The sequence below is a fragment of the Streptomyces sp. NPDC048349 genome (genome assembly GCF_040651925.1).
Classification (GTDB): domain Bacteria; phylum Actinomycetota; class Actinomycetes; order Streptomycetales; family Streptomycetaceae; genus Streptomyces.
Genome location: NZ_JBEZLA010000023.1, coordinates 30,127 through 55,248, shown reverse-complemented (window position 1 = coordinate 55,248; position 25,122 = coordinate 30,127). Strand labels below are relative to the sequence as shown.

At 72.8% G+C, this 25,122-nt stretch carries 26 protein-coding genes, 1 tRNA gene and 1 pseudogene; 11 read left to right on the top strand and 17 right to left on the bottom strand.

The annotated features are described in order from the left end of the window. Positions 1-75: 75 nt before the first annotated feature. Complete coding sequence (locus tag AB0D44_RS15305; RefSeq protein ID WP_362589999.1) at positions 76-579, top strand: hypothetical protein; 504 nt, start codon at positions 76-78, stop codon at positions 577-579. A gap of 88 nt (positions 580-667) precedes the next feature. Here AB0D44_RS15305 and AB0D44_RS15300 read toward each other — a convergent pair whose 3' ends face one another. After that, positions 668-1,342 carry a pentapeptide repeat-containing protein gene (locus AB0D44_RS15300; protein ID WP_362589996.1) on the bottom strand — a complete coding sequence of 225 codons (675 nt, stop codon included), beginning with the start codon at positions 1,340-1,342 and terminating at the stop codon, positions 668-670. A gap of 100 nt (positions 1,343-1,442) precedes the next feature. On the opposite strand from AB0D44_RS15300, the gene AB0D44_RS15295 reads away from it, so the two are divergent. Next, positions 1,443-2,435, top strand: coding sequence for a zinc-binding dehydrogenase (locus AB0D44_RS15295; protein ID WP_362590100.1), 993 nt, complete (start codon positions 1,443-1,445; stop codon positions 2,433-2,435). Between the two features lie 14 nt (positions 2,436-2,449). Here the strand turns inward: AB0D44_RS15295 and AB0D44_RS15290 are convergent, their stop codons facing one another. Together AB0D44_RS15290 and AB0D44_RS15285 are read right to left on the bottom strand one after the other, a co-directional pair. Beyond that, a complete protein-coding gene (locus AB0D44_RS15290; RefSeq protein WP_362589993.1) occupies positions 2,450-2,932 on the bottom strand; it encodes a GNAT family N-acetyltransferase in 483 nt (160 codons plus the stop codon). Positions 2,933-3,042: 110 nt separating this feature from the next. Beyond that, complete coding sequence (locus tag AB0D44_RS15285) at positions 3,043-3,960, bottom strand: aminoglycoside phosphotransferase family protein (RefSeq protein ID WP_362590097.1); 918 nt, start codon at positions 3,958-3,960, stop codon at positions 3,043-3,045. Between the two features lie 129 nt (positions 3,961-4,089). Between AB0D44_RS15285 and AB0D44_RS15280 the strand changes: the two genes are divergently transcribed. Beyond that, positions 4,090-5,472, top strand: a complete 1,383-nt coding sequence (locus tag AB0D44_RS15280; protein WP_362589990.1) for an FAD-dependent oxidoreductase — start codon at positions 4,090-4,092, stop codon at positions 5,470-5,472. Positions 5,473-5,544: 72 nt separating this feature from the next. Here AB0D44_RS15280 and AB0D44_RS15275 read toward each other — a convergent pair. Further along, positions 5,545-5,619 (bottom strand) — tRNA-Thr (locus AB0D44_RS15275). 212 nt (positions 5,620-5,831) lie between these two features. Here AB0D44_RS15275 and ugpC point away from each other — a divergent pair. The 3 genes from ugpC to AB0D44_RS15260 all read left to right on the top strand — a co-directional run bounded on the left by ugpC (position 5,832) and on the right by AB0D44_RS15260 (position 8,366). Next, entirely contained in the window at positions 5,832-6,920 is a 1,089-nt protein-coding gene (ugpC, locus tag AB0D44_RS15270) for a sn-glycerol-3-phosphate ABC transporter ATP-binding protein UgpC (protein WP_362589987.1), read from the top strand. 242 nt (positions 6,921-7,162) lie between these two features. Next, a complete protein-coding gene (locus AB0D44_RS15265) occupies positions 7,163-7,579 on the top strand; it encodes a hypothetical protein (RefSeq protein WP_362589984.1) in 417 nt (138 codons plus the stop codon). Between the two features lie 28 nt (positions 7,580-7,607). After that, positions 7,608-8,366 (top strand): nucleotidyltransferase family protein, encoded by a 759-nt coding sequence (locus tag AB0D44_RS15260; protein ID WP_362589981.1) that lies wholly within the window; start codon positions 7,608-7,610, stop codon positions 8,364-8,366. An 83-nt stretch (positions 8,367-8,449) separates the two neighbouring features. On the opposite strand, the gene AB0D44_RS15255 is transcribed toward AB0D44_RS15260, so the two are convergent. From AB0D44_RS15255 to AB0D44_RS15225, 7 genes are all read right to left on the bottom strand, one after another. Further along, complete coding sequence (locus AB0D44_RS15255) at positions 8,450-9,970, bottom strand: DoxX family membrane protein (protein ID WP_362589979.1); 1,521 nt, start codon at positions 9,968-9,970, stop codon at positions 8,450-8,452. Between the two features lie 203 nt (positions 9,971-10,173). After that, the gene (gene rlmB, locus AB0D44_RS15250) at positions 10,174-11,145 is read right to left on the bottom strand and encodes a 23S rRNA (guanosine(2251)-2'-O)-methyltransferase RlmB (RefSeq protein WP_362589976.1); all 972 of its coding nucleotides are present in this window, start codon (positions 11,143-11,145) and stop codon (positions 10,174-10,176) included. 104 nt (positions 11,146-11,249) lie between these two features. After that, on the bottom strand, positions 11,250-12,650 hold the full coding sequence (gene cysS, locus AB0D44_RS15245) for a cysteine--tRNA ligase (protein ID WP_362589974.1): 1,401 nt from the start codon (positions 12,648-12,650) through the stop codon (positions 11,250-11,252). Positions 12,651-12,744: 94 nt separating this feature from the next. After that, positions 12,745-13,314 (bottom strand): 2-C-methyl-D-erythritol 2,4-cyclodiphosphate synthase, encoded by a 570-nt coding sequence (ispF, locus tag AB0D44_RS15240; RefSeq protein ID WP_362589972.1) that lies wholly within the window; start codon positions 13,312-13,314, stop codon positions 12,745-12,747. After that, complete coding sequence (ispD, locus tag AB0D44_RS15235; RefSeq protein ID WP_362589969.1) at positions 13,304-14,050, bottom strand: 2-C-methyl-D-erythritol 4-phosphate cytidylyltransferase; 747 nt, start codon at positions 14,048-14,050, stop codon at positions 13,304-13,306. Before ispD ends, ispF begins: the two co-directional genes overlap by 11 nt. A gap of 277 nt (positions 14,051-14,327) precedes the next feature. Continuing rightward, a complete protein-coding gene (locus tag AB0D44_RS15230; protein ID WP_003953493.1) occupies positions 14,328-14,810 on the bottom strand; it encodes a CarD family transcriptional regulator in 483 nt (160 codons plus the stop codon). A gap of 383 nt (positions 14,811-15,193) precedes the next feature. Further along, positions 15,194-15,337, bottom strand: a complete 144-nt coding sequence (locus AB0D44_RS15225) for a hypothetical protein (protein ID WP_362589966.1) — start codon at positions 15,335-15,337, stop codon at positions 15,194-15,196. Between the two features lie 242 nt (positions 15,338-15,579). Between AB0D44_RS15225 and AB0D44_RS15220 the strand changes: the two genes are divergently transcribed. After that, positions 15,580-16,269 (top strand): DUF461 domain-containing protein, encoded by a 690-nt coding sequence (locus AB0D44_RS15220; RefSeq protein WP_362589963.1) that lies wholly within the window; start codon positions 15,580-15,582, stop codon positions 16,267-16,269. 102 nt (positions 16,270-16,371) lie between these two features. Here AB0D44_RS15220 and AB0D44_RS15215 read toward each other — a convergent pair. The 3 genes and pseudogenes from AB0D44_RS15215 to AB0D44_RS15205 all read right to left on the bottom strand — a co-directional run. Further along, positions 16,372-16,443 (bottom strand): annotated as a pseudogene (locus AB0D44_RS15215) (DNA-binding response regulator); the annotation flags it as partial. Positions 16,444-16,552: 109 nt separating this feature from the next. Then, entirely contained in the window at positions 16,553-17,233 is a 681-nt protein-coding gene (locus AB0D44_RS15210) for a response regulator transcription factor (RefSeq protein WP_030387286.1), read from the bottom strand. After that, positions 17,230-18,468 carry an ATP-binding protein gene (locus AB0D44_RS15205; protein WP_362589960.1) on the bottom strand — a complete coding sequence of 413 codons (1,239 nt, stop codon included), beginning with the start codon at positions 18,466-18,468 and terminating at the stop codon, positions 17,230-17,232. Before AB0D44_RS15205 ends, AB0D44_RS15210 begins: the two co-directional genes overlap by 4 nt. Before the next feature lie 215 nt (positions 18,469-18,683). Here AB0D44_RS15205 and phoU point away from each other — a divergent pair, with 215 nt between their 5' ends. Both phoU and AB0D44_RS15195 read left to right on the top strand, forming a co-directional pair. Then, complete coding sequence (gene phoU / locus AB0D44_RS15200) at positions 18,684-19,361, top strand: phosphate signaling complex protein PhoU (protein ID WP_361721411.1); 678 nt, start codon at positions 18,684-18,686, stop codon at positions 19,359-19,361. Positions 19,362-19,461: 100 nt separating this feature from the next. After that, entirely contained in the window at positions 19,462-19,611 is a 150-nt protein-coding gene (locus AB0D44_RS15195) for a hypothetical protein (RefSeq protein WP_167344738.1), read from the top strand. A gap of 227 nt (positions 19,612-19,838) precedes the next feature. Here the strand turns inward: AB0D44_RS15195 and AB0D44_RS15190 are convergent, their stop codons facing one another. Next, positions 19,839-20,600, bottom strand: a complete 762-nt coding sequence (locus AB0D44_RS15190) for a phosphoglyceromutase (RefSeq protein WP_362589958.1) — start codon at positions 20,598-20,600, stop codon at positions 19,839-19,841. A 152-nt stretch (positions 20,601-20,752) separates the two neighbouring features. Between AB0D44_RS15190 and AB0D44_RS15185 the strand changes: the two genes are divergently transcribed. Further along, positions 20,753-22,132 carry an MFS transporter gene (locus AB0D44_RS15185; RefSeq protein ID WP_362589955.1) on the top strand — a complete coding sequence of 460 codons (1,380 nt, stop codon included), beginning with the start codon at positions 20,753-20,755 and terminating at the stop codon, positions 22,130-22,132. Here AB0D44_RS15185 and AB0D44_RS15180 read toward each other — a convergent pair. Both AB0D44_RS15180 and mshA read right to left on the bottom strand, forming a co-directional pair. Further along, positions 22,104-22,592 (bottom strand): YbjN domain-containing protein, encoded by a 489-nt coding sequence (locus tag AB0D44_RS15180; RefSeq protein WP_362589952.1) that lies wholly within the window; start codon positions 22,590-22,592, stop codon positions 22,104-22,106. The two genes, AB0D44_RS15185 and AB0D44_RS15180, sit on opposite strands and share 29 nt — an antisense overlap. After that, a complete protein-coding gene (gene mshA / locus AB0D44_RS15175) occupies positions 22,585-23,883 on the bottom strand; it encodes a D-inositol-3-phosphate glycosyltransferase (protein ID WP_362590094.1) in 1,299 nt (432 codons plus the stop codon). The genes AB0D44_RS15180 and mshA overlap by 8 nt, the downstream gene beginning before the upstream one ends. A 348-nt stretch (positions 23,884-24,231) precedes the next feature. On the opposite strand from mshA, the gene AB0D44_RS15170 reads away from it, so the two are divergent. Continuing rightward, a complete protein-coding gene (locus tag AB0D44_RS15170) occupies positions 24,232-25,053 on the top strand; it encodes a class I SAM-dependent methyltransferase (protein WP_362589949.1) in 822 nt (273 codons plus the stop codon). Positions 25,054-25,122 lie beyond the last annotated feature (69 nt).

The following is a 25,122-nucleotide window of genomic DNA, read 5'->3' as shown; positions in this document are numbered from 1 at the left end:
CGCGCGCCGCCGCACGCCCCGCCCCCGCCCCGTCCGGGGTGGGGGCCCGCCCGGACCCGTGACACCATCGGGTACGTGCTCGACATCGGCTACTCCCTCTCCCGGCGCTTCCCGGACCCCCCGCAGACCGACTACCGCTCGGCGGACGTCCACACGCTGCGCCACGACCTGTTCTGCGGGGACGTCTACCTCGCGGACACCGACAAGGACCGGGAAGTGTCCACAGCCTGGGGATGGGTTCCGGTACTGGACTTCGCCTGGGCCCTGTGCGACATCGTCGAGCAGCTCGACCGGGATCCGCGCGGCAACCGCTCCGCCAACCGGCAGTACGCCGAGATCGACTTCACCGAGTCCACCGACCGGATGCTCTTCGAGCGCCGCTTCGGCTGGGTCGACATCGAGGCCGACTGGATGCCGGGCGACGAGGACCCGCTGACCTTCAGCCACCGCCTGCTGCGCCGCGAGGCCCGCGACTTCCTGCACGACCTCATCGCGGACCTCGTCGACATGCACGAGGGCCTCGCCGACAACCCGGCCGTCTGGATGCTCCAGTCCCGCTTCCCCCGCGTCCCCGCGTAGCCGCGCGCGAAGCTCCGGCCCCGCCGACGTGTCAGCGCGGGTGCCGGGGCCGGGAGCCCCGGGCTTCGAGCCGGGGGCGGTCCTGCCGCTACGGCAGCACCCGCAGCCCCAGCTGCGCCGCCAGCACCGGGGCCAGGTCGAACAGCTGGGCCGGGCTGATCACCGCCCCGGCCAGCGCGTCCACCCCCCGCGCGATCCCCAGCTCGGCGGCGGCCCGCAGGTCGACGTCCGTCATCCGCGTCCCCGAGAAGTCCGCCGCGCGGACCACGCAGTCCCGCAACTCCACCCGCTCCAGCACCGCCCCCGCGAAGTCCGGCTCCACCAGGACGCACCCCTCGAAGACCACGTCCCGCAGCCGGGCCCCGCGCAGGTTCAAGTAGTCGATCTTGCCCCCGCGCACCAGCACCCGCTCCAGCACGGCCCCGTGCATCCGCACCCCGCCCAGCCGGGCGTCGAGCAGCTCCACGTCCCGCAGCGTCGCCTCGGACAGGTCGGTCCCCACCCCGCGGACCGACTCCAGCACCGAGTCCAGGATCCGCGCCTTCGCCAGCCCCGCCTCGTCCAGGGCGCACCGCCGCAGCGCGCAGTCCATGAACCGGGCCCCGGCCCCCTCATGGCCCGTCAGGTCCAGGTCCGCGAACTCCAGCCCGTCGTAGTCCCCGTCCGGTTCCAGCTCGCCCCCCTCCCACCGCACCGGCTGCGGCAGCCGCACCTGCGGCCGCCGCGCCGCCCTCACCGTCTCCTGCTGCCCCTTGCGCGCCATCGCCACCGCTCCATCGTGGCCCACCCCACTGACAATCCCTTGACCTCAACCGCGCTCGAGGTCCGAGGCTTGCCCCATGTCCCCACACTCGAGCGCGCGAATGAACGCCGTCCGCCTGCACGCCTTCGGCCCCGCCGAGAACCTCGCGTACGAATCCGTCCCGGCGCCGGTACCGGCGCCCGGCCAGGTCCGCATCGCCGTCGCCGCCGCCGGGGTGCACCTCCTCGACACCGCACTGCGCCAAGGCCTGCAGGGCCCCGCCCCCGCCCTCCCGCATCTGCCGACGATCCCCGGCCGCGAGGTCGCCGGCACCGTCGACGCCCTGGGCCCCGGAACCGACCCCGCCTGGCTGGGCCGCCGCGTCGTGGTCCACCTCGGCTTCGCGCCCGGCGGCTACGCCGAGTACGCCGTCGCCGACGCCGACCGCCTGCACACCCTCCCCGACGGGCTCGCACCCGCCCCGGCCGTGGCCATGATCGGCACCGGCCGCACCACGCTCGGCATCCTCCAGTTCGCCGACCTCGGCCCCGGCTCCACCGCCCTGGTCCCCGCCGCGGCGGGCGGCATCGGCACCCTGCTCGTCCAGTACGCCCGGAACGCCGGCGCCACCGTCATCGCCCTCGCCGGCGGCCCCGCCAAGACCGCCCTCGCCGCTGCCAACGGCGCCCACCTCGCGCTCGACTACACGGCTGCGGGCTGGGCCGACGCCGTACGCGACCGGTATCCCGGCGGCGCCACCGTCCTGTTCGACTCCGTCGGCGGCGACACCGCCCGCACCGCCCTCGGCCTGCTCGCCCCCGGAGCCCGCCACCTCGTCTTCGGCTGGTCGGCGGGCCCCCTCACACTCACCGACGCCGAACGCGCCGACCTCACCGCCCGCTCCATCACCACCCTGGGCGTCCTCGGCCCCGCCATGCTCGAGGCCGTGGGCGCCCCCGACCCCCTGCGCGTCCTGGAGACCCGCGCCCTGACGGAAGCCGCCACCGGCCGCCTGCGCCCGGCCCTGCACCGCTTCCCCCTCGCGGAGGCGGCGGCCGCCCACCGCGCCCTGGAATCCCGCGCCACGACCGGCAAGGTCGTCCTGGAGCCCTGACGCCCGCCACAGCCCTAGGGGGTGTCTGGCCGCCCCAGCTCGGCCAGCGGCCCGTCCGTCAGCCGGTACACCGACCACTCGTCCTGCGCCCGCGCGCCCAGGGCCTCGTAGAACTCGATCGACGGCGTGTTCCAGTCCAGGACGGACCACTCCAGCCGTCCGTAGCCGCGCTCCACGCAGATCCGGGCCAGCTCCCGCAGCAGCGCCTTGCCGTGGCCGCCGCCGCGGGCGCCGGGGCGGACGTACAGGTCCTCCAGGTAGATGCCGTGCACCCCGCGCCACGTGGAGAAGTTGAGGAACCACAAGGCGAAGCCGACGACCTCGCCCTGCGCGGATTCGGCGATGTGCGCGAAGGCCGCCGGCCGCTCCCCGAACAGTGCCTCCCGCAGCTGCTCCTCGGTCGCGCGCGCCTCGTGCGGCACCTTCTCGTACTCGGCGAGCTCGCGGATCATGGCCCGGATGACGGGGACATCGGTGACTTCGGCATGGCGGATCATGTCCCGCACCCTAAGCGGGCGTCCCACCGGAAGGCATCGGCGCATGCGGCCGCCCACCGGGCGAAGGAGCGGGCGGCCGCCCGTGACCAGCTCCCCCGCCCCCGGTCAGGTCAGGACGTGCCCCGGTGCAAGGGCCTGCGGCGGCCCAGCAGTTCCTCCGCCACCGCCATCTGTTCCGCGTCGAGCCGGTCCTCTCCGTCCTCGACGTCCCACAGGCAGTTCTGCAGCACCCGGCCCAGGGTCCACGCCCGGGCCTGGTCCCGGTCCAGTCCCGTCACCTCCGTCAGCAGGTCGAAGCGCCACCGCACCTCCTCGGCGCGGAAGTTGTTCACGATCGCCGGCAGCAGCTCGAACCCCGGATCGCCGGCCAGCGGCTTCGGGTCGATCGCCAGCCACGGCTCCCGGCCTGCCGCCAGCACGTTGTCGTAGTGCAGGTCCCAGTGCAGCAGCCGGTCCCCCGGCTCCCCCGCGACCTCGGCCAGCGCCGCCGCGCAGCTCTCGAGCAGCCCGCGCTCGCGCCCGTCCGACAACCGCCCGAGCGCCTCCGGTACCCCGTCCAGCATCCCGGCGGCCACCGCGCCGAGCCCGCGCAGGCCTTCCGGCGCCGGGACGGCCGTCAGCCGCGCCAGCAGCTCCCCGACCACCTGGACCGCACGGCGGGAATCGCGCTCCGCCAGGGCCGACAGGTGGCGCCCCTCGTCGAGCCGTTCCAGCAGCAGCGAGCCGGTCTCCTCGTCGTGCTCCAACAGCCGTACGGCGCCCCCACCGGCCCACGCGCGCAGCGCGGCCGGCTCCCCGGCGCTCTCCTCGTCCACCCGCTGCAGCTTCAGCGCCGCCGGACTCCCGTCGGCCCGCACCACCGGCAGCACCAGGGCCGTCACCCCGTGCATCACCGGCCCCGTGCGCCGCAGCTCCCACCGCTCCAGGAACCGCGCCGCCCGCGCCGGCAGGCCGGCGATGAACTCCCGTCCCGCGTCGCCGTTCCATCTGATCTGCGCCTGGACGAGGCCGTCCGGTACTTCCGAGATCTCCACCACGGCCGGACCCTACGGCCTCCGCGCCCCCTCCCACAGCGACCATCAGGCCTGGAATCCCGCCCCGAAGCACGACAACCAGTCCCTGGACGCGCCACCGGAACGAGGTGTACCAACTCCCCCATGACGATCAACGGCGGCATTTCCTTCTGGTACGCAACCGACCGCACCGCCCCCACCGCCCCTCCGCGCGCCCCCCTGACCGCCGACGCCACGGCCGACGTCGTCATCGTGGGGGGCGGCTACACCGGCCTGTGGACCGCCTACTACCTGAAGTCCGCCGCCCCCGACCTCCGCGTCACCGTCCTGGAGCAGAAGTTCTGCGGCTACGGGGCCTCCGGCCGCAACGGCGGCTGGCTCTACAACGGCATCGCCGGCCGCGACCGCTACGCCGCCCTCCACGGCCACCAGGCCGCCCAGCGCCTCCAACAGGCCATGAACGACACGGTCACCGAGGTCATCGACGTGGCGGCCAAGGAGGGGATCGACGCCGACATCCACCGCGGCGGAGTCCTCGAAGTGGCCCGCACCCCCGCCCAGCTCACCCGCCTGAAGACCTTCCACGCCGCCGAACTCGCCTTCGGGGAGAGCGACCGCGAGCTCCACGACGCCTCCGCCACCCGGGCCCGCATCGACATCGCCGACGCCGTCGGCTCGAGCTGGAGCCCGCACGGCGCCCGTATCCACCCCCTGAAGCTGACCAGGGGCCTGGCCGCGGCCTGCGAACGGCTCGGCGTGGTGATCCACGAGTCCACCCCCGTCACCGAGATCGCCCCGCGCCGGGCCGTCACCCCCTACGGCACCGTCCGCGCCCCGTACGTCCTGCGCTGCACGGAGGGCTTCACCGCCGCCCTCAAGGGCCACAAGCGCGCCTGGCTCCCGATGAACTCCTCGATGATCGTGACGGCCCCGATCCCGGAGTCGACGTGGCGGCAGCTGTCCTGGTCGGACGCCACCCTCCTGGGGGACATGGCCCACGCCTACATGTACGCCCAGCGCACCGCGGACGGCCGCATCGCGATCGGCGGCCGCGGGGTCCCGTACCGGTTCGGATCCCGCACGGACAACGACGGGCGCACCCGGCCGGCGACCATCGACTCCCTGCGCGACCTGCTCTTCTCCTTCTTCCCGGTGCTCACCGGTACGGAGATCGCACACGCCTGGTCGGGAGTCCTCGGCGTCCCGCGCGACTGGTGCGCGACCGTCGCCCTGGACGCCGCCACCGGCCTGGGCTGGGCGGGCGGCTACGTCGGCTCCGGTGTCGCCACCGCCAACCTCGCGGGCCGCACCCTGCGCGACCTGGTCCTCGGCGACACCACGGAACTGACCGCGCTGCCCTGGGTCAACCACCGCGTGCGCCGCTGGGAGCCGGAACCCTTCCGCTGGCTCGGCGTCCAGGCCCTCTACGCCGCCTACCGCCGGGCGGACCGCCACGAGGCGCTCAGCCACACCCCGACGACGACCCCGCTGGCGCGCCTGGCCGACCGCATCTCGGGCCGCCACTGACGTGTGCCGCGAGGCCCTGCCGATACGGAAGAAGGCCCGGCTCGCAGAACATCCGGGCCGGGCCTTCCGCGGAGCCCCCTGTCGGATTCGAACCGACGACCTACGCATTACAAGTGCGTTGCTCTGGCCGGACTGAGCTAAGGAGGCGCGCGCTCCACGTGCCGGAGTCGGCGCGCACGGAGCGGCTTCACTCTACACAGCAGGCGATTCCCGAAGCCATCACGTGGTGAATCGTTGCCCGCCGGGTGCTGACAGGAGGCGGCTTCGGCGGGTAGCGTCGAGCGGAGTCCGCTTACTGGACTAGACCTTCCACTCGGATCGTCCGGCACGTTCCTGCCGGTAGAAGGGATTCATCACCCATGGCTTCTGTCACGTTCGACAAGGCGACCCGTCTGTACCCCGGCGGCGACAAGCCCGCCGTCGACCAGCTGGACCTGGAGATCGAGGACGGCGAGTTCCTCGTCCTCGTCGGGCCCTCCGGCTGCGGCAAGTCCACCTCGCTGCGCATGCTCGCCGGCCTCGAGGACGTCAACGGCGGTGCCATCCGCATCGGTGACCGCGACGTCACGCACCTGCCGCCCAAGGACCGGGACATCGCGATGGTGTTCCAGAACTACGCGCTCTACCCGCACATGTCCGTCGCCGACAACATGGGCTTCGCGCTCAAGATCGCCGGCGAGGACAAGGCCACCATCCGCCGGAAGGTGGAGGACGCGGCGAAGATGCTGGACCTGACCCAGTACCTCGACCGCAAGCCGAAGGCGCTCTCCGGCGGCCAGCGCCAGCGCGTTGCCATGGGCCGGGCCATCGTGCGCAAGCCGCAGGTGTTCCTCATGGACGAGCCGCTGTCGAACCTCGACGCCAAGCTCCGCGTGTCCACCCGTACGCAGATCGCGGCGCTCCAGCGGGACCTCGGCATCACGACCGTCTACGTCACCCACGACCAGGTCGAGGCCATGACCATGGGCGACCGCGTGGCCGTCCTGAAGGACGGGCTGCTCCAGCAGGTCGACACCCCGCGCAACATGTACGACCGCCCGGCGAACCTGTTCGTCGCCGGCTTCATCGGCTCCCCCGCCATGAACCTGGTCGAGGTCCCGATCACCGACGGCGGTGTGAAGTTCGGCGACAGCGTCGTCCCGGTGTCGCGCGAGGCGCTGTCGGCCGCGGCCGACGCGGGTGACCGCACCGTCACGGTGGGCGTGCGCCCGGAGCACTTCGACATCGCGGAGAGCGGCGGTCTGACGATCGTCGTGAACGTGGTCGAGGAGCTCGGCGCGGACGGGTACGTCTACGGCTCCACCGACAAGGCCGCCGGCGGACAGGACCTCGTCGTCCGCGTGAACGGCCGCCAGGTGCCCGAGAAGGGTTCGAGCCTGCACGTGGTGCCGCGGGCCGGCGAGATCCACGTGTTCTCGACCTCTTCGGGTGAGCGGCTCTCCGACTAGTCGGCGGCGGCAGGCTGTTGGAAGGGGCGTCCCCGTCGGGGGCGCCCCTTCCGCGTGCCCGCGGACCTCCTCTCCGTGCCCGCGGACCCGCGCAGGAACCCCGGCGCCCCGCGCAGGAACCCCGGCAGACCCGCCCATTCAGCCCCGCCCGTCAACCACCGATTCGAAAAACCACGTCGAACCATCCCTCGACCGGGTGACTAAATGTCTCCAAATCTTCACCGAGCGCTACTCTCGCCCTCGTGACCCACACTGCCCGCCGTATCGGCCGTTCCCTCGCCCTGGTCCTGCCCGTCGTCCTGGTCCTGTCCGGGACCCTCGCGGTCACCATGGTCCCCTGGGCGGACACGTCCTCCTCCCAGGTCCTGACCGCCTCCGCCGAGGACGTTTCCGTCCCCGCCAAGCCGCGCCCCGCGCCGCACGAGGTGCTGCGCGACACGCTCGTCGGAGAGATCCAGCAGGGCAAGGAGCCGGGCGACGTGCTCACCCACCTCCAGCAGGAGGTGGACAAGCGCCCGTCGCTGGCGGAGCACTGCGTGGGGATCGCCCGGGCGCTGGGCCGGGCCGCGGTCGGCGCCTACGGTCCGACCAAGGCGCAGTCCTTCGCCCGCCCGGTGTGCGACACCTCCTACGCGTCCGGCGTCGCCTCCATGGGCTGAGACGCACCGCGTCCCTACCCTGGCCCGCATGACCGACACTCCCCGATCCGACCCCTCCGCAGCCGCGTTCCCCGCCGCCCCCGCCCAGGCCGTCGTCCTGGCCGGCGGCCAGGGTTCGCGGCTGCGTCCGTATACGGACGACCGCCCGAAGCCGATGGTGGAGATCCCCGGCACGGGGGTCCCGATCATCGGGCACCAGCTGGCCTGGCTGGCGTCGGAGGGGGTGACGGACGCCGTGGTCTCGTGCGGACACCTGGCCGGTGTGCTCCAGGACTGGCTCGCGCAGGCGCAGTTGCCGCTGCGGGTGACGACGGTCGTGGAGGAGGAGCCGCTGGGGCGGGGCGGCGGTCTGAAGTACGCGGCGCGCCGCCTCCCGCACCCCGACCGGTCCTGGTACGCGACGAACGGTGACATCTGGACGCGGTTCTCGCTGCGGGAGATGGCCGCGTTCCACGCGGAGCGGGGTGCGGTGGCGACGCTGGCGCTGGCCCGTCCGCGGATTCCGTGGGGGGTGGTGGAGACGAACGAGTTCGGGCAGGTGCTGGACTTCATCGAGGCTCCGCCGTCCCCGTATCCGGTCAACGCGGGCGTGTACGTTTTCGGGCCCGAATTCGCCGCGATGCTGCCGGACTTGGGGGACCACGAGCGGACCACATTCCCGCGGCTGGCCCGGGAGAGGAGGCTGGCGGGCTTCCCGCTGCCCCAGGGGGCCTACTGGCGGGCGATCGACACGGCGAAGGATCTGACCGAGGCGGCACGGGAGTTGGCGGCGCAGACGGCCTCCTGAGCCCTTTCGGCCCCGGACCGCGCGGAGGGGCCCGGCACGCCGTGCGTGCCGGGCCCCTGTGCTGTCGGTGCCGTCGGCCGGGTTCAGCCGAGGAGTCCTCCGACCAGGCCGGGCTGCCTGGTCGGCGTGGTGCTGCCCCCGGTGGTGCTCCCGGAGGAGGTCGGCGGCTTCTGCGGGGCGGACTGGCGCGGGGTGCTGCGGGGCGTCTGCCTGGCGGTGGTGCCCTTGGTGGCGGTGGGCGATTCGGATCCGGTGCCGGCGGTCTCCCGGGCGGGGCCGCCGGACGCGCCCTTGCCGGACTTCGCGGCCGGCTCGGAGGCGCTGGCCGAGGGCTGTGCGGTCTTGGCCGGCGGCTGGGCGGGCTGCTGCTGCTTGGCCGGTTCCTGCGGGAGCGGGCGCCCGGGCAGGTAGTTGCTCGGGGGCTGGCCGGGACCGGGGACGGTGACGACGGTGGTGGAGCGGACGGCGCCGCCGAGGAGGGAGCCGACGAGCAGGGTGAGCCCGCAGATGACGCTGGCCATGATGGCTCCGCGGCGCAGGACGCGCCGGCGCAGCCGCCAGATCTCGGAGCGCGGTCCGAGGGTGCGCCAGGCCTCGCCCGCGAGCCGTCCGTCGAGGGAGTAGACGGGGGCACCGGCGATGATCAGCGGGCTCCAGGCGGCGAGGTAGATGATGTCGGGGGCGTCGTAGGCGGGGACGGTCTTCCAGCTCACCGTCATCAGGAGGGCGGCGGAGAGCAGTGCCCCGAAGCAGGCCGCGAACCGCTGCCAGAGGCCGAAGACGGTCAGGACGCCGACGATGACCTGGAGGAAGGCCACGCTGAGGCCGGCGCCCACGGGGTGGGCGAGGGCGAAGTCGCGCAGGGGTTCCGCCAGGGCCCACGGGTGGAGGGTGTGCAGCCACGTGACCATGGAGCCGCGTTCGCCGCCGTCGAAGTAGACGGGGTCGCACAGCTTGCCCATGCCGGCGTAGATGGAGATGAAGCCGAGGAAGACGCGCAGCGGGAGCAGCACGACGCCGAGGTTCATCCGGCGGCCGGGGTAGTAGGAGGCCTGTCCGCGGGTGTCGGCTCCGGTGCGCCGGGTGTCGGCGCCGGGACCGGAGTCGGGGCTCCCGCCGCCGTACCCCGGCCCGGCGGGCAGGTCCCGTACGGCGGCCAGCGGACGGGTCTCGTCCGGGGCGCCGTAGGTGCGCTGGCCGATGACGGTGGGCGTGGCGAGGGTGTCGTCGGCGAGGTCGTGCGCCAGGTCGATGCGCGGGATGACCTGGGTGGCGCCGCCGTCGTACTCGTCGTTGCCGCGGCCGGCCTGGCGTACGGCCTGGAGGAGTCCGCCCATGGCCGCGCCGTCCCCGGGTGCGGCCTTGCCGCTCCAGACGACGGGCGCTCTGCGGCGGGTGGCTCCGGCCGCGGCGGCCACGGCGCCGCCGAGGACGGGGGCGCGGCCGGGGGCGTTCGCGGGCTTGGAACGCGCGCTCGGGCTCGGTGCGAGCCGCACGCGGAAGCTGGCGTGGTTGACGATGACCTGTGCGGGGTCGCACGGCACCTTGACCATGCTCAGCGCGGGCTGGTCGTCGAACCCTGACGTTCTGGTGTCCACACTCATCTAACCGAGTGATCAGTGTTTAGGACACTGCCTTGACAGCAGGGATCTGTCCGAGACCCGTCAAGATCAAGCCACCCCGCCCGAAAGGGGCGGGGTGGCAGCCTCACGTGTCACTTTCCGTGAGCCAAGTGGATCAAGCGGACCGGGGGGACCGGGCGGACCGGGGGCCGGGCTAACCGGGCGGACCGGCCGAAGGGACCGGATCAGACGCGGCCGCGGTCCGCGCGGCGGCGGGCGGCCTCGTAGAGCACGACGCCGGCCGCGACACCGGCGTTGAGCGACTCGGCGCCGCCCGGCATCGGGATGCGGACGAGGTAGTCGCAGTTCTCGCCGACGAGACGGCCGAGGCCCTTGCCCTCGGAGCCGACCACGATGACGACGGGGCCGGCGAGCGCCTCCAGGTCGTTGACCGTGTGCTGGCCCTCGGCCGCGAGGCCGACGATCGCGATGCCGGCCTTCTTGTACTCCTGCAGGGCCCGGGTCAGGTTGGTGACGCGGGAGACCGGGGTACGGGCGGCGGTGCCGGCCGAGGTCTTCCAGGCGCCGGCGGTCATGCCGGCGGCGCGGCGCTCGGGGATGACCACGCCGTGGCCGCCGAAGGCGGAGACGGAGCGGACGATCGCACCGAGGTTGCGCGGGTCGGTGACCCCGTCGAGGGCGACGATCAGCGGGTCCTCGCCGTTGTCGTACGCCGCGGCGGTGAGGTCCTCGGGGTGCGCGTACTCGTACGGCGGGACCTGGAGGACCAGGCCCTGGTGGTTGAGCCCGTTGGTCATGCGGTCGAGCTCGGGGCGCGGGGCTTCCATCAGGTTGATGTTGCCGCGCTCGCCGGCGAGCTGGAGGGCCTCGCGCACGCGCTCGTCGTTGTCGATGAACTGCTGGACGTACAGGGTGGTGGCGGGCACGCCGTCGCGCAGCGCCTCGAAGACCGGGTTGCGGCCGACGACCATCTCGCTGGTGCCCTTGGGGCCGCCGCGGCGCGGGGCGGGGCGGCGCTTGGCGGCCTGCCTGGCCATGGCGTTGGAGACCCGGAACGCCTTGTGGCCCTTGCGTTCCTCGGCCTTGGGCGTGGGGCCCTTGCCTTCCAGGCCCTTGCGCCGCTGGCCACCGCTGCCGACCGTGGCGCCCTTCTTGTTGGACGTGCGGCGGTTCCTGCGCTGGCTGTTCCCGGCCATGACTTCTACCTGTTTTCGTTGATGCTGCGGTATGTACGTATGAAGAGTGTGCCGCCCGGAGCGCCGGGCAGCACACCAAGCTCAGCTGCCTGGGCTGCCCGGGCTCAGCGGGGGCCGAGCGTCCAGCGCGGGCCCGCCGGACTGTCCTCGATGACCAGACCCGACTGCTGGAGCTGGTCGCGGATGGCATCGGCGGTCGCCCAGTCCTTGCGGGCCCGGGCGGACTCGCGCTGCTCCAGGACGAGGCGCACCAGGGTGTCGACGGCGCCGTGGAGGTCCTCGCCGCGTTCGGACTCGCCCGCCCAGTGCGGGTCGAGCGGGTCCAGGCCGAGGACGCCCAGCATGGCGCGCACCTCGGACAGGCGCGCGATCGCCGCGTCCTTGTCGTCGGCGGCCAGGGCGCTGTTGCCCTGACGGACGGTCGTGTGGACGATCGCGAGCGCCTGCGGGACCCCGAGGTCGTCGTCCATGGCCTCGGCGAAGGCGGGCGGGACCTCGGCGGCGGGCTCGACGGGCTTGCCGGCCTTCTCGATGACGCGCTGGTAGAAGCCCTCGATGCGGGCGAAGGCGGACTCGGCCTCGCGCAGCGCCTCCTCGCTGTACTCGATCATCGACCGGTAGTGCGGGGTGCCGAGGTAGTAGCGCAGGACGATCGGGCGCCACTGCTTGACCATCTCGGAGACGAGGACCGAGTTCCCGAGGGACTTGGACATCTTCTCGCCGGACATGGTGACCCAGGCGTTGTGGACCCAGTAGTTCGCGAACTCGTCACCGAAGGCCTTGGCCTGGGCGATCTCGTTCTCGTGGTGCGGGAAGATCAGGTCCAGGCCGCCGCCGTGGATGTCGAAGGCCTCGCCGAGGTACTTGTGCGCCATCGCGGAGCACTCCAGGTGCCAGCCGGGGCGGCCGCGGCCCCACGGGGTCTCCCAGGAGGGCTCGCCGGGCTTGACGGACTTCCACATGGCGAAGTCGCGCGGGTCTCGTTTGCCGGTCTCGCCGGTGGACTCCGGCTGGCGGATGTTGTCGAGCTCCTGGCGGGACAGCGAGAGGTAGCCGGGGTAGGACTTCACGTCGAAGTAGACGTTGCCCTCGGACTCGTAGGCGTGGCCGCGCTCGATGAGGCCGCGCATCATCTCGACCATCTCGGTGACGTGGCCGGTGGCGCGGGGCTCGTAGGTGGGCGGCAGGCAGCCGAGGGCGCCGTAGCAGTCGTTGAAGGCGCGCTCGTTGTCGTAGCCGATGGACCACCAGGGGCGGCGCTGCTCGGCGGACTTCGCGATGATCTTGTCGTCGATGTCCGTGACGTTGCGGATGAAGGTGACCTCGTAGCCCCGGTACTCGAACCAGCGGCGCATCATGTCGAAGTTGAGGCCCGACCGGATGTGCCCGATGTGCGGGGCGGCCTGCACCGTGGCGCCACAGAGGTAGATCGAGACGCAGCCCGCATTGAGCGGGGTGAAGTCACGGATCTGCCGGGCGCTGGTGTCGTACAGGCGAATAGTCACGGCATCCAGGGTAGTGCGCCTGTAGCAGTGCCCCGCGACCCTTTGGGTACGCGGGGGCGTCTTTGTTGCGGAAGAAGTGTCTTCGTACGTCGCACTACGCGGGATTCGTCCGGTACAGGAGGGCGGTCGCGAGAGCGGCGAGCCCTTCGGCGCGGCCGGTGAGGCCCAGACCGTCGGTGGTGGTGCCGGAGACGGAGACGGGGGCGCCCGCGGCGGCGGCGAGCGCCTTCTGCGCCTCTTCGCGCCGTTTGCCGATCTTCGGGCGTACGCCGATCACCTGGATGGCGATGTTGCCGATCTCGAAGCCCTCGGCGCGGACGATCCGGGCGGCCTCCGCCAGGAGGGTGACGCCCGCGGCTCCGGACCACTCGGGGCGGGAGGTGCCGAAGTGCGCGCCGAGGTCGCCGACTCCGGCGGCGGAGAACAGTGCGTCGCAGGCGGCGTGCGCGGCGACGTCGCCGTCGGAGTGTCCGGCGAGGCCGTCCTCGCCCTCCCACAGCAGACCGGCGCACCACAGCTCGCGGCCGGCCTCGAAGGCGTGCACGTCGGTGCCGATGCCGACGAGCGGGATCAGCGGGGCCTGGGCCGGGGCCTGGGCCGGGGCCCCGGATCCGGCGGCGGAGTTCGCGCCCTGGTCTGCCGGACCTGCGGGACTAGTACGCATCGGTGGCCCTCCTGCGGGCGAGTACGGCCTCGGCGAGGACCAGGTCGAGGGGGCGGGTGACCTTGAAGGCCTCTTCGTGGCCGGGGACCACGACGACGGTGACGCCGAGGCGCTCGACCATGCCCGCGTCGTCGGTGGCGCCCTCGCCGGCCACGGCGATCTCCTCGTGCGCGCGGACGAGGGTGGCGCGGTCGAAGCCCTGCGGGGTCTGCACGGCGCGCAGCCGGGCCCGCTCGGGCGTGGCGACGACGGGCTCGGGCTCGCCGGGCCTGCCGGGCTCGACCTCCTTGACCGTGTCGGCCAGCGCCAGGGCGGGGACCACGGCGGGGGCCCCGTCGCGCACGGCCTCGACGACGGAGTCCACGGTGTCGACGGGGACCAGCGGGCGGGCCGCGTCGTGGATGAGGACGGAGGTGATGTCCGACGGGAGCGCGTCGAGGCCGGCGCGTACGGACTCCTGCCGGGTCTCGCCACCGGGCACGACCACGATCTCGGTGCGGTCGGGCAGCGCGTGCTCGTCCAGGAGGTGGCGCACCTCGGCGGCCCCGTCGGGCGGGGCGACGACCACGACCAGGGCGACCGCGCGGGAGCGGGCCATGGCACGGACGGCGTGGATCAGCATCGGGGTGCCGCCGAGGGCCCGCAGGGCCTTGGGGGCGCCGGGGCCGAGGCGTACCCCGCGGCCGGCGGCCGGGATCACCGCGGCGGTGCGGTGGGGGCGCGTTGCGTCAGACATCAGTAGGTAGCTCCGAGCCAGGTTTGTGACTTCGGCCGACATGGGTATGGCCTGAAGGGTGCCGGGTGCGACGCCCTCGCCCCTTCCGTGACGACCGGTCGAGCAGGCTGCCCGGACCCGGCATGCCAGTGAGGTGGATCAAAAGGGTATGGGTACAGACATGCCGCAGCGCCCGGCAACAGGCCCCTCGTGGAGGAGAGGCCTTGTCAGCGGGCACCGCGGCACAACTGTGTACACATTGTTCTGATGAACACTGTTTGCTGTACGGGGTCTCACGTCAGGACGCGAGCACCTCGTCGAGGAGGGCCTCGGCCTTGTCCTCGTTCGTGTTCTCGGCGAGCGCCAGTTCGCTCACCAGAATCTGGCGCGCCTTCGCGAGCATGCGCTTCTCACCCGCGGAAAGCCCGCGCTCACGCTCACGACGCCACAGGTCACGCACCACTTCGGCGACCTTGATGACATCGCCAGAAGCGAGCTTCTCCAGATTTGCCTTGTAGCGCCGGGACCAGTTCGTCGGCTCTTCTGCATACGGTGCGCGGAGCACCTCGAAGACCCGGTCCAGCCCGTCCTGGCCGACTACGTCGCGAACGCCGACGAACTCCGCATTGTCCGCAGGCACACGAACCGTCAGGTCGCCCTGGGCGACCTTGAGCACCAAGTAGGTCTTGTCCACGCCTTTGATCTGGCGAGTCTCAATGGCCTCGATCAGCGCGGCCCCGTGATGGGGATAGACCACGGTGTCGCCAACCTTGAACGTCATGTGACAGGTACCCCTTCCGTGGCTATCCAGGGTAACACGAGAACTGACTGTTATGAATGGCGTTTTCGCAGGTCAGGGCACATCTCGGGGCTTGACAACAGCGACAGGAACGTGCTGCGGAGGGCTTCCGGAGGGGGGTATTCGCAGGTCGGGGGCGCTGTGCGGACCGGGCGAAAGGGCCACGCTACACCTGCCCGGCACCCCCATCAGTGTGACATACGTCCCGTTTTGCCGGTTCCCGCGTCGAGAAACCGAACTACTCCGTTCGACTGGCGGCCGCGTCGCGGGGAGGGGTTCCGGCCCAATCCCGAATTGATCGCGTGGCGGCGTTCGCGGGAATCCCGGAATTGATCACCGGACGCCGGTGGCGCGATATGCGCGTGTCACATGATCGGCGCGTGATCTCCGCGTGATCTCCGCGTGAACGGCACGGTGATCGACCCCGTGACGGGCGTGGTGATCGACTGCGCGATCGGCGTGGTGATCGGCTCCGTGAGCGGCATGGCGATCGGCTCCGTGATCGGCATGGTGAGCGGCTCCGTGATCGGCACGGTGATCGACCCCGTGTGCGGCCGCGGAATACAGGAGCGCGGGACCGGGCCCGACCCCCCGGCAGGGCGGCCGCCCCGCTGCGGAGGGTCGGGTGCGGGGGCGGGGCGGCGGCTCGGTAACCTAAGGCCCGCTGACACACCCTTAGAGCGGCTTTACCTCGGCCGTTCCCAAGGGAGCCCACCCTCCCGTCCCGTACGTCCAAGGAGTTGCCGCCGCCGTGAGCCGCAGCCTTCGACGCGGCGCCCTCGCCGCCACCGCCGTCGTGTTCTCGATCGCCTCGCTGGCCGCATGCGGTGCGGGCAACGACGCGCAGACCCTCCAGATCAAGCCGGACAACGCCGCCGTCACCAAGGGCGAGATCAAGATCCAGAACGCGCTGGTGATCACCCAGGGCGCGAAGGACAAGAAGGGCCCCGCCGCCGTCTCGGCGACGGTCTTCAACGCGGGCACCAAGGAACAGACGCTTGACGGCATCACCCTCCCGGGTGGCAAGGGCAAGGTCGTGCTGAAGGCGGCCACCGGCACCGGCAAGGTCGTCGTGCCGGCCGGCGGCTCCGTGGTGCTGGGCGGCCAGGGCAACGCGTCCGCCGTGATCGAGAACGGCGCGGAGGCGGCCAAGGACGGCGACGTCCAGAAGGTCGTCTTCCAGCTGAGCAGCACCGGCGACGTCGCGCTCGACGCCTTCGTGGTCCCGGCCACCGGCATGTACGCGGGCTACGGCCCGACCGTGGCCCCCGCCGCCGGCCCCACCCCGTCGGGCAGCCCCGCGGGCACGCCGTCCGGGACCCCGTCCGGCAGCCCCGCCGGCTCTCCGTCCGGCGCCCCCTCGGGTACCCCGGCCGGCGCCCCGTCGGGCACGCCGTCCGGCACCCCGTCGGGTTCGGCCTCGCACAGCGCCGGCCACTGACGCCTCGGGCAATGACGGAAGGGCCCCGGTCGCAGAGGCGACCGGGGCCCTTCCCCGTCCGTACGGCCTGCGGCCTGCGGCTTCCGGCCTGCGGCCTACGGCCTACGGCTCGAACTTGTAGCCGAGGCCGCGCACCGTGACCAGGTAGCGCGGCGCGCCCGGGTCCGGTTCGAGCCCCGTCCCGCGTGCGCCCCTCGCGCGGCGAGGCCCCAGGGGGCCTCACCGGCTTCGGCGCGCTGCGCCGGCCTCCGGCCGGCCGTGGGACCGCCCCGGCGCCGTCGGCCTACGGCTCGAACTTGTAGCCGAGGCCGCGCACCGTGACCAGGTAGCGCGGCGCGCCCGGGTCCGGTTCGATCTTGGCGCGCAGGCGCTTGACGTGGACGTCCAGGGTCTTGGTGTCACCGACGTAGTCGGCGCCCCAGACGCGGTCGATCAGCTGCATGCGGGTCAGTACGCGGCCCGCGTTGCGCAGCAGCATCTCCAGCAGGTCGAACTCCTTCAGCGGGAGGTCCACCTTCCCTCCCGCGACGGTGACCACGTGGCGGTCGACGTCCATCCGTACGGGCCCCGCCTCCAGGGCCGCCGGGGTGACCTCTTCCGGCTCGCCGCGGCGGCGCAGGACCGCGCGGATGCGGGCGACCAGCTCCCGCGAGGAGAAGGGCTTCGTGACGTAGTCGTCGGCTCCTATCTCCAGCCCGACGACCTTGTCGATCTCGCTGTCCTTGGCCGTCACCATGATCACGGGGACGTTGGAGCGGCCGCGCAGCTGCCGGCAGACCTCCGTGCCGGGCAGCCCGGGGAGCATCAGGTCGAGGAGGACGAGGTCGGCGCCGTTGCGCTCGAACTCGTCGAGCCCGTCGGGCCCGGTCGCCGCGATGGCGACCTCGAAGCCCTCCTTGCGGAGCATGTAGGACAGGGCGTCGCTGAATGATTCCTCATCCTCGACGACGAGCACTCGGGTCACGGAAGGACCTCCGGGGCAGGGATGGCTGTTGCTGGTTCGGTCAGGGGTGGCGCGGACGCGGGAGTCGTCGTCGGGGCCGGCGCGGCCGCTTCGGGCAGTCGCAGCGTGAAGGTGGAGCCCTGGCCCTCCGAGCTCCATACGGACACCTCCCCGCCGTGCGAGGCGGCCACGTGCTTCACGATCGCAAGGCCGAGGCCCGTCCCTCCCGTGGCGCGGGAGCGGGCCGGGTCCACGCGGTAGAAGCGCTCGAAGATGCGCTCGCGGTCCTTTTCCGGGATGCCGATGCCCTGGTCGGTCACGGCGATCTCGATCAAGTCTCCCCCGGGCGCCGTGACCCTGCGCCCGGCTATGCCGACGCGGGTACGGGCCGGGCTGTAGTTGACGGCGTTCTCGACCAGGTTCCCGAGGGCGGCCGCGAGCTGGCCCCGGTGGCCCCAGACGCGCAGGTCGGCGGTGCCGCCCGCCGCCATGGTGATCTGCTTGGAGGAGGCCGTGTGCCGGCAGCGGTCGATCGCCTCCGCGACGAGGGTGTCCACGCGGACGGGCTCGGCGTCCTCCAGCGGGTCGTCGTTCTGCACGCGGGAGAGGTCGATGAGCTCCTGCACGAGGTTGATCAGGCGGGTGGCCTCGATCTGCATGCGGCCGGCGAAGCGGCTGACCGCCTCGGGGTCGTCCGCGGCGTCCATGACGGCCTCGGAGAGCAGGGAGATCGCCCCGACCGGGGTCTTCAGCTCGTGGGACACGTTGGCGACGAAGTCGCGGCGTACGGCCTCGATGCGGCGGGCCTCGGTGAGGTCCTCGACCAGCAGGAGCACCAGGCGGGAGCCGAGCGGGGCGACGCGCGCCGAGACGGCCAGGGCCTCGCCGCGGCCGGTGCCGCGCCGGGGCAGGTCCAGCTCGACCTGGCGTATCTCCCCGTCGCGGCGGGTGTCGCGGGCCATGTGGAGCATGGGTTCGACGGCGAGCTTGCCGCCGCGGACCAGCCCGAGGGCGTACGCCGCCGAGCTGGCCTTGACCACTGCGTCGCCCTCGTCGAGCACGACGGCGGAGGAGCGCAGTACGGAGAGCACCGTGTCCACGCCGGGCGGCAGCACCGCGTTGATGTCGGGGCGCATGGAGCTCCGGGTAGGGCGGGCCTGGTCGCGCTCGCTCCAGCGGAACGCCAGCATCGCGATCACACCGGTGCACAGACCGGCGATCGCTGCAGCTGCGGCGACCGCCGCGTTCACGTCCATGCATCCAGGTTAAGCAGGCACAACGACACTTCCACAGCCGTTCGGGTGGCACCTCGAACAGTCGTCGCCCAGAGTTCACCCTGGGGACGGGGTTGATTCACTTGGGGTGCCGAAGTCGGACGCGTTTGCGGTTCACCGTGTCAACGTGGGGCCAAGCGGCCGCCCCGGCCGGCCCCCGGGCAGTAGTGCAGTAGGTCAAGAGAGGGACACCAGACATGCGTGACGCGTACCACGAGGAACTGGACTCGATCGGGGAGAGCCTGGTCGAGATGGCCCGGCTGGTCGGTTCCGCGATCGGGCGGGCCACGACGTCCATGCTCGACGCCGACCTGAAGCTCGCCGAGAGTGTCATCGCCGCGGACCAGAAGGTCGACGACCTCCAGCACGACCTGGAGGCGCGCGCGATCGCCCTGCTGGCGCGGCAGCAGCCGGTCGCCACCGACCTGCGCATCGTCGTGACCTCGCTGCGGATGAGCGCGGACCTGGAGCGCAGCGGCGACCTGGCCCAGCACGTGGCGAAGCTCGCCCGGCTGCGCTTCCCGGACACGGCCGTGCCGCGGGACCTGCACGCCACCATCCTGGAGATGGGGCAGCTGGCGCAGCGCCTGATGGCGAAGGCAGCCGAGGTCATCATCACCAAGGACGTCGACCTCGCGCTCCAGCTGGAGACGGACGACGACGAGATGGACCAGCTGCACCGCACGCTGTTCCAGCACCTCATGGACGACCGCTGGAAGCACGGCATCGAGACGGCGGTCGACGTGACGCTGCTGGGCCGCTACTACGAGCGCTTCGCGGACCACGCGGTGTCGGTGGCCAAGCGCGTGGTGTACCTGGTGACGGGCGAGCACGCGGACGAGCTCCAGCCGCCGACCCAGGTCGAGGGCGTCTGAGCCCCCGTGCGCCGTTGACGCGCCGGTGCGGCTGGGCATGAATGAGGCGAAGGCGGTCCGTCGTACGGCGGCCCGTACGCCGCCTGCGCGAGGAGGAACCATGCCCGATTCCCCCGTCCCCATCACCCCGGAACAGGAGCAGCCGCCCCGGCCGGAGCCGCTGCGCCTCCCGCTGCTCGCCGCGTGCGGCTGCGGCTCGGGCTGCGGCTGCGGCTGCCAGTCCGGCGCCCCGTGCCAGTGCGGCGGCTGAACGCCGCGCGAGCGAAGGGCCCCGCCGGACGCCCGGCGGGGCCCTTGTGACGTTCCGGGCCGGCGCCGCCGTACCCGGCACGGCCCGGCTCCGCCCCCACGCCTCCTGCCCGGGGCCGCCCCGGCCCCGGAACCGCCGGCGGACCACCGCGGACCGGTCCGGGCCGGAGCAAGACGAAAGCCCCCCACCTGCACCGTGTGGGCAGGCCGGGGGCTTGGTCGCGTTCCCTACTTCTTCTTGCCCTGGTTCTTGACGGCCTCGATGGCGGCCGCGGCCGCGTCGGGGTCGAGGTAGGTGCCGCCCGGCTTGACCGGCTTGAAGTCGGCGTCGAGCTCGTAGGCGAGCGGGATGCCGGTCGGGATGTTGAGGCCCGCGATGTCGGCGTCCGAGATGCCGTCCAGGTGCTTGACCAGGGCGCGCAGGGAGTTGCCGTGCGCGGCGACGAGCACCGTGTGGCCGTCCAGCAGGTCCGGGACGATCGAGTCGTACCAGTACGGGAGCATGCGGACGACGACGTCCTTGAGGCACTCGGTGCGCGGGCGCAGCTCCGGCGGGATCGAGGCGTAGCGCGGGTCCTCGGACTGGGAGAACTCCGTACCGTCCTCGAGGGCCGGCGGCGGGGTGTCGTACGAGCGGCGCCACAGCATGAACTGCTCCTCGCCGAACTCGGCGAGGGTCTGGGCCTTGTCCTTGCCCTGGAGGGCGCCGTAGTGGCGCTCGTTCAGGCGCCAGGAGCGGTGGACCGGGATCCAGTGGCGGTCGGCGGCCTCGAGCGCCAGCTGCGCGGTGCGGATCGCGCGCTTCTGGAGCGAGGTGTGCACGACGTCGGGGAGCAGGCCGGCGTCCTTGAGCAGCTCACCGCCGCGGACCGCCTCCTTCTCGCCCTTCTCGTTGAGATTGACGTCCACCCAGCCGGTGAACAGGTTCTTCGCGTTCCACTCGCTCTCGCCGTGACGGAGGAGGATCAGCTTGTACGGTGCGTCGGCCATGCGTACGAGCCTAATGGACGGGCCGGGGCGCTCGCGCGCGGTGTCCAGGGCCGCCCGATTGACGGCGGACGTCAATTGAGTGGCGCCGGAAGGCGGCCGCTCGTAACGTGCGGAGAGCCGCAGAGACACTTACACCGCCGGGGGGATCCGTTATGTCCGCTGCCAGTTTGAGACGGGCCGCCCGGGAGAGCGTGTCGGGTCTGCCGCCCGCGTTCTGGTGGCTGTGGACGAGCACCCTGGTGAACCGGCTCGGAGCCTTCGTCGCGACGTTCATGACCTTGTACCTGACCCTGGACCGGGGCTACTCGGCCTCCTTCGCGGGACTCGTGGTCGCCCTGCACGGCCTCGGCGGGGTGATCTCCTCGCTGGTCGCCGGGGTGATGACCGACCGGCTCGGGCGCCGGCCCACGATGATGGCGGCCAACGTCTCGACCGCCTTCTCGGTCGCGCTGCTCGGTTTCATGGAGCACCCGGCGGCGATCGCGGCCGTCGCGCTGCTGGTCGGCATGACCTCCAACGCCTCGCGGCCCGCCGTGCAGGCGATGATGGCCGACATCGTCCGCCCCGAGGACCGGGTACGGGCCTTCGCGCTGAACTACTGGGCCATCAACCTCGGCTTCGCGGTCTCCTCCATGGTCGCCGGTTTCGTCGCCGAGTACAGCTACCTGGCCGGGTTCCTGGGCGAGGCGGCGCTGACACTGGTGTGCGCCGTGCTGGTCTTCGTGAAGCTGCCCGAGTCGCGGCCCGAGAAGGACGGCGCGGCCGCGGCGGCGGACGAGCCGGAGGCCGGGCTCGGCACGGTGCTGCGCGACGGGCGGTTCATGGCGGTGGTCGGGCTGTCGTTCCTGATCTCGCTGATCTTCATGCAGGGCTCGTTCGGGCTGCCGCTGGCGATGGGCAGCGCGGGCTTCTCCACCGGGGACTACGGGCTGGTCATCGCCGTGAACGGCGTGATGATCGTGGCGCTGCAGATCCCGGTCACGCGGTTCATCGAGCACCGGGACCCGCAGAAGCTGCTCGTGGTCTCGGCGCTGCTGGCCGGCTACGGGTTCGGGCTGACGGCGTTCGGCGGCTCGATCGGGGTGCTGACGCTGACCGTCTGCGTGTGGACCCTCGGCGAAATCATCAACTCGCCGACCCAGATGGGCCTGGTCGCGCGGCTCTCCCCGCTGCACGCGCGCGGCCGCTACCAGGGCATGTACACGCTGTCCTGGGCGGTGGCCTCGCTGATCGCGCCGCTGCTGGCGGGCGGGGTGATCGACCGGTTCGGCGCGGGCTGGCTGTGGGGGTCGACGGCGGCCCTGGGGACCGTCGCCGGGCTCGGGTACTGGCTGCTGATGCGCAACCTGCCGGCCGAGAAGGGGACCGGGGCCGGAGCCGGAGCCGCGACCGAGCGGCAGCCGGAAGCTGCGGAGACCGCGGTGGCGCGTGAGGCCGCGGTGGCCCCGGGGACCGCGGAGGCCCCGGAGGCCCCGGTGGCCCCCGCGGTCGTGCCCGCCGAGCTCAGGCCGACGGCTGCGTCAGGTGCTTGAACGCGTCCAGGTTGCGGGTCGGTTCGCCGCGGGAGACGCGCCATTCGTACTCGCGGCGGATCGCCCCGGCGAAGCCGAGCTCCAGCAGCGTGTTGAAGGCGCCGTCCGCGGCCTCCAGCACCGTGCCGAGCAGCCGGTCCAGCTCCTCCGGGTCGACCACGGACAGCGGTAGCCGGCCGGTCAGGTAGACGTCGCCGAGGCGGTCGACCGCGTAGCTCAGCCCGTACAGCTTGAGGTTGCGCTCCAGCAGCCAGCGGTGGACGCCGGCCTCGTTCTCGTCGGGGTGGCGGATCACGAAGGCGTTGACCGACAGCGCATGCCGGCCGACCCGGAGCGAGCAGGTGGTGCTCAGCTTGCGGGTGCCGGGGAGCTGGACGACGTACGAGCCCGGTTCGGGACTCTCCCAGCTCAGCTCGGCGCCGGTGAGCGTGGCCTCGATGATCTCGGCGGTGTCAGCCATGGTGGGAGCGTACGCGACGGCGGTGATCATGCATCGCCGCGGTGTACACGTCCGCCGTGCCGCTCGCCGCCGTGTCCCAGCCGAAGAACTGCGCGTGCCGCGCCGCCTCGGCGCCCATCCGGTCTGCGAGCCGGCCGTCGTCCACGAAACGCCGCAGTTCACGCGCATAGTCCACCGGATCGTGGCCGGGCACGAGGATGCCGGTGACCCCGTCGTTGACCGCGACGGGCAGTCCGCCGACCTCCGCGGCGAGCACCGGCGTGCCGACGGCCTGCGCCTCTATGGCGACGAGCCCGAAGGACTCGCTGTACGAGGGCATGACCAGCACGGACGCCGCGCGGAACCAGTCGGCGAGGCGGTCCTGCCCGACCGGCGGGTGGAAGTGCACGAGATCGGCGATCCCCAGCTTCGCCGCGAGCTTCTGCAGGCCCTCCGGTTTGGCCAGGCCGCTGCCGCTGGGGCCGCCGACGACGGGGACGAAGAGGCGGGTGCGCAGCGAGGGGTCCCGGTCGACGAGCTCGGCGACGGCGCGCAGCAGGATGTCGGGCGCCTTCAGCGGCTGGATGCGCCCGGCGAAGAGCGGGATCACGGCGTCCTGCGGCAGGCCGAGGCGGGCGCGGGCGGCGGCGCGGCCGTCGCCGACGGTGAAGCGGTCGAGGTTGACGCCGGGGTGGACGACGGCGACCTTGCCGGGGTCGGCCTCGTAGTGGCGGACGAGTTCCTCGGCCTCCTCGGCGGTGTTCGCGATGAGCCGGTCCGCGGCGGCCACGATCTGGGTCTCGCCGATGACGCGGGCGGCGGGCTCGGGCGTGTCGCCCTCGGCCAGCGCCGCGTTCTTGACCTTGGCCATGGTGTGCATGGCGTGCACGAGCGGGACGCCCCAGCGCTCGGCGGCGAGCCAGCCGACGTGCCCGGAGAGCCAGTAGTGGGAGTGGACGAGGTCGTAGTAGCCGGGGCGGTGTCCGGCCCAGGCCTGCATCACGCCGTGGGTGAAGGCGCACAGCTGGGCCGGGAGCTCCTCCTTGGCGAGGCCTTCGTACGGGCCCGCGTCCACGTGCCGGACGAGGACCCCGGGGGCCAGCTCGACCACGGGCGGCAGGCCGCCGGCGGTGGCCCGGGTGAAGATCTCGACCTCGATGTTGATCGCGGCGAGGCGTTTGGCCAGCTCCACGATGTAGACGTTCATGCCGCCGGCGTCGCCGGTGCCGGGCTGGTGCAGCGGGGAGGTGTGGACGCTGAGCATGGCCACGCGGCGGGGCTTGCGGTGGTGGCCGACGGCCGGCAGGCGCAGGCGCGGCGGCTCGTGCCGGGCGGCGCGGGCGGCGGCGAGGCGGCCGGTGAGGCTGCCGCCGAGGCGGGACACGTACTGGCTCAAGGGAGCAGTTCCTCTCGCTCGACGACACTCGGACCGGACGACACGGGGACGCCGCGCGGACGGCACGGGGACGCCACGCGGACGGCTGCCGGGCATGCCGACGGGCGGCCGCCGGGCATGCCGACAGGGGCGCGCCGGGCGCCCTGCAAGGAGTGCAACCCGGATGGCCGTCCCGCGCATTCCGGGGTGGCCGGATTTCCGCGTTTTTTCTCGGCGGGGCTCCGGATTTTCATCGGGCGAGGGCCCTCCGCTTACTCTCGGCTCATGGCCCCCCGCACCACTCCGCCCCCGAGCCGCGCGTCCGGCCGCCCCGTGGGCTCGGTGACGCGCGGGACGACGAACCCGAACCGGTTGCGCCGCATGGACCGCTGGATCGCCGCCACGCACGGGGCGGCGCTGCGGCGCGCGCAGGCACCGGTCGCGGTGGACCTCGGCTACGGCGCCGCCCCCTGGACCGCGGTCGAGCTGCTGGCGCGGCTGCGCGAGGCGGCCCCGCGGGTGCGCGTGGTCGGCATCGAGATCGAGCCGGCGCGGGTGGCGGGCGCGAAGCCCTTCGAGCGCGAGGGCCTGAGCTTCCGGCACGGCGGCTTCGAGGTGCCGCTGGAGGACGGGGCCCGTCCGGCCCTGATCCGGGCGGCGAACGTCCTGCGCCAGTACGACGAGGAGCAGGTCGCGGCGGTGTGGGAGCGGCTGTGCGCGCGACTGGCGCCGGACGGGCTGCTGGTGGAGGGGACCTGCGACGAGATCGGGCGGCGGCACGTGTGGGTGGCGCTGGGGCCGGAGGGGCCGCGCACGGTGACCTTCGCCACCCGGCTGGGGTCCCTGGAGCGCCCGTCGGACCTGGCGGAGCGGCTGCCGAAGGCGCTGATCCACCGCAACGTGCCGGGCGAGCCGGTGCACGCGTTCCTGCGCGACTTCGACCGGGCCTGGGCGGCGGCGGCCCCGTACGCCTCGTACGGGGCGCGGCAGCGCTGGATCCGGACGGCGCGGGCGCTGTCCGCGGAGTGGCCGCTGGCGGACGGGCCGGGGCGGTGGCGGCAGGGGGAACTGACGGTGCGCTGGGAGGCGTTGCGCCCGACGGGGTGAAAGACGCGTGCGGGGAACCGGTGTGACGGATCGCCCGTTGAGCCGTCGGGGGTGGGGTCCGTTGGGGCG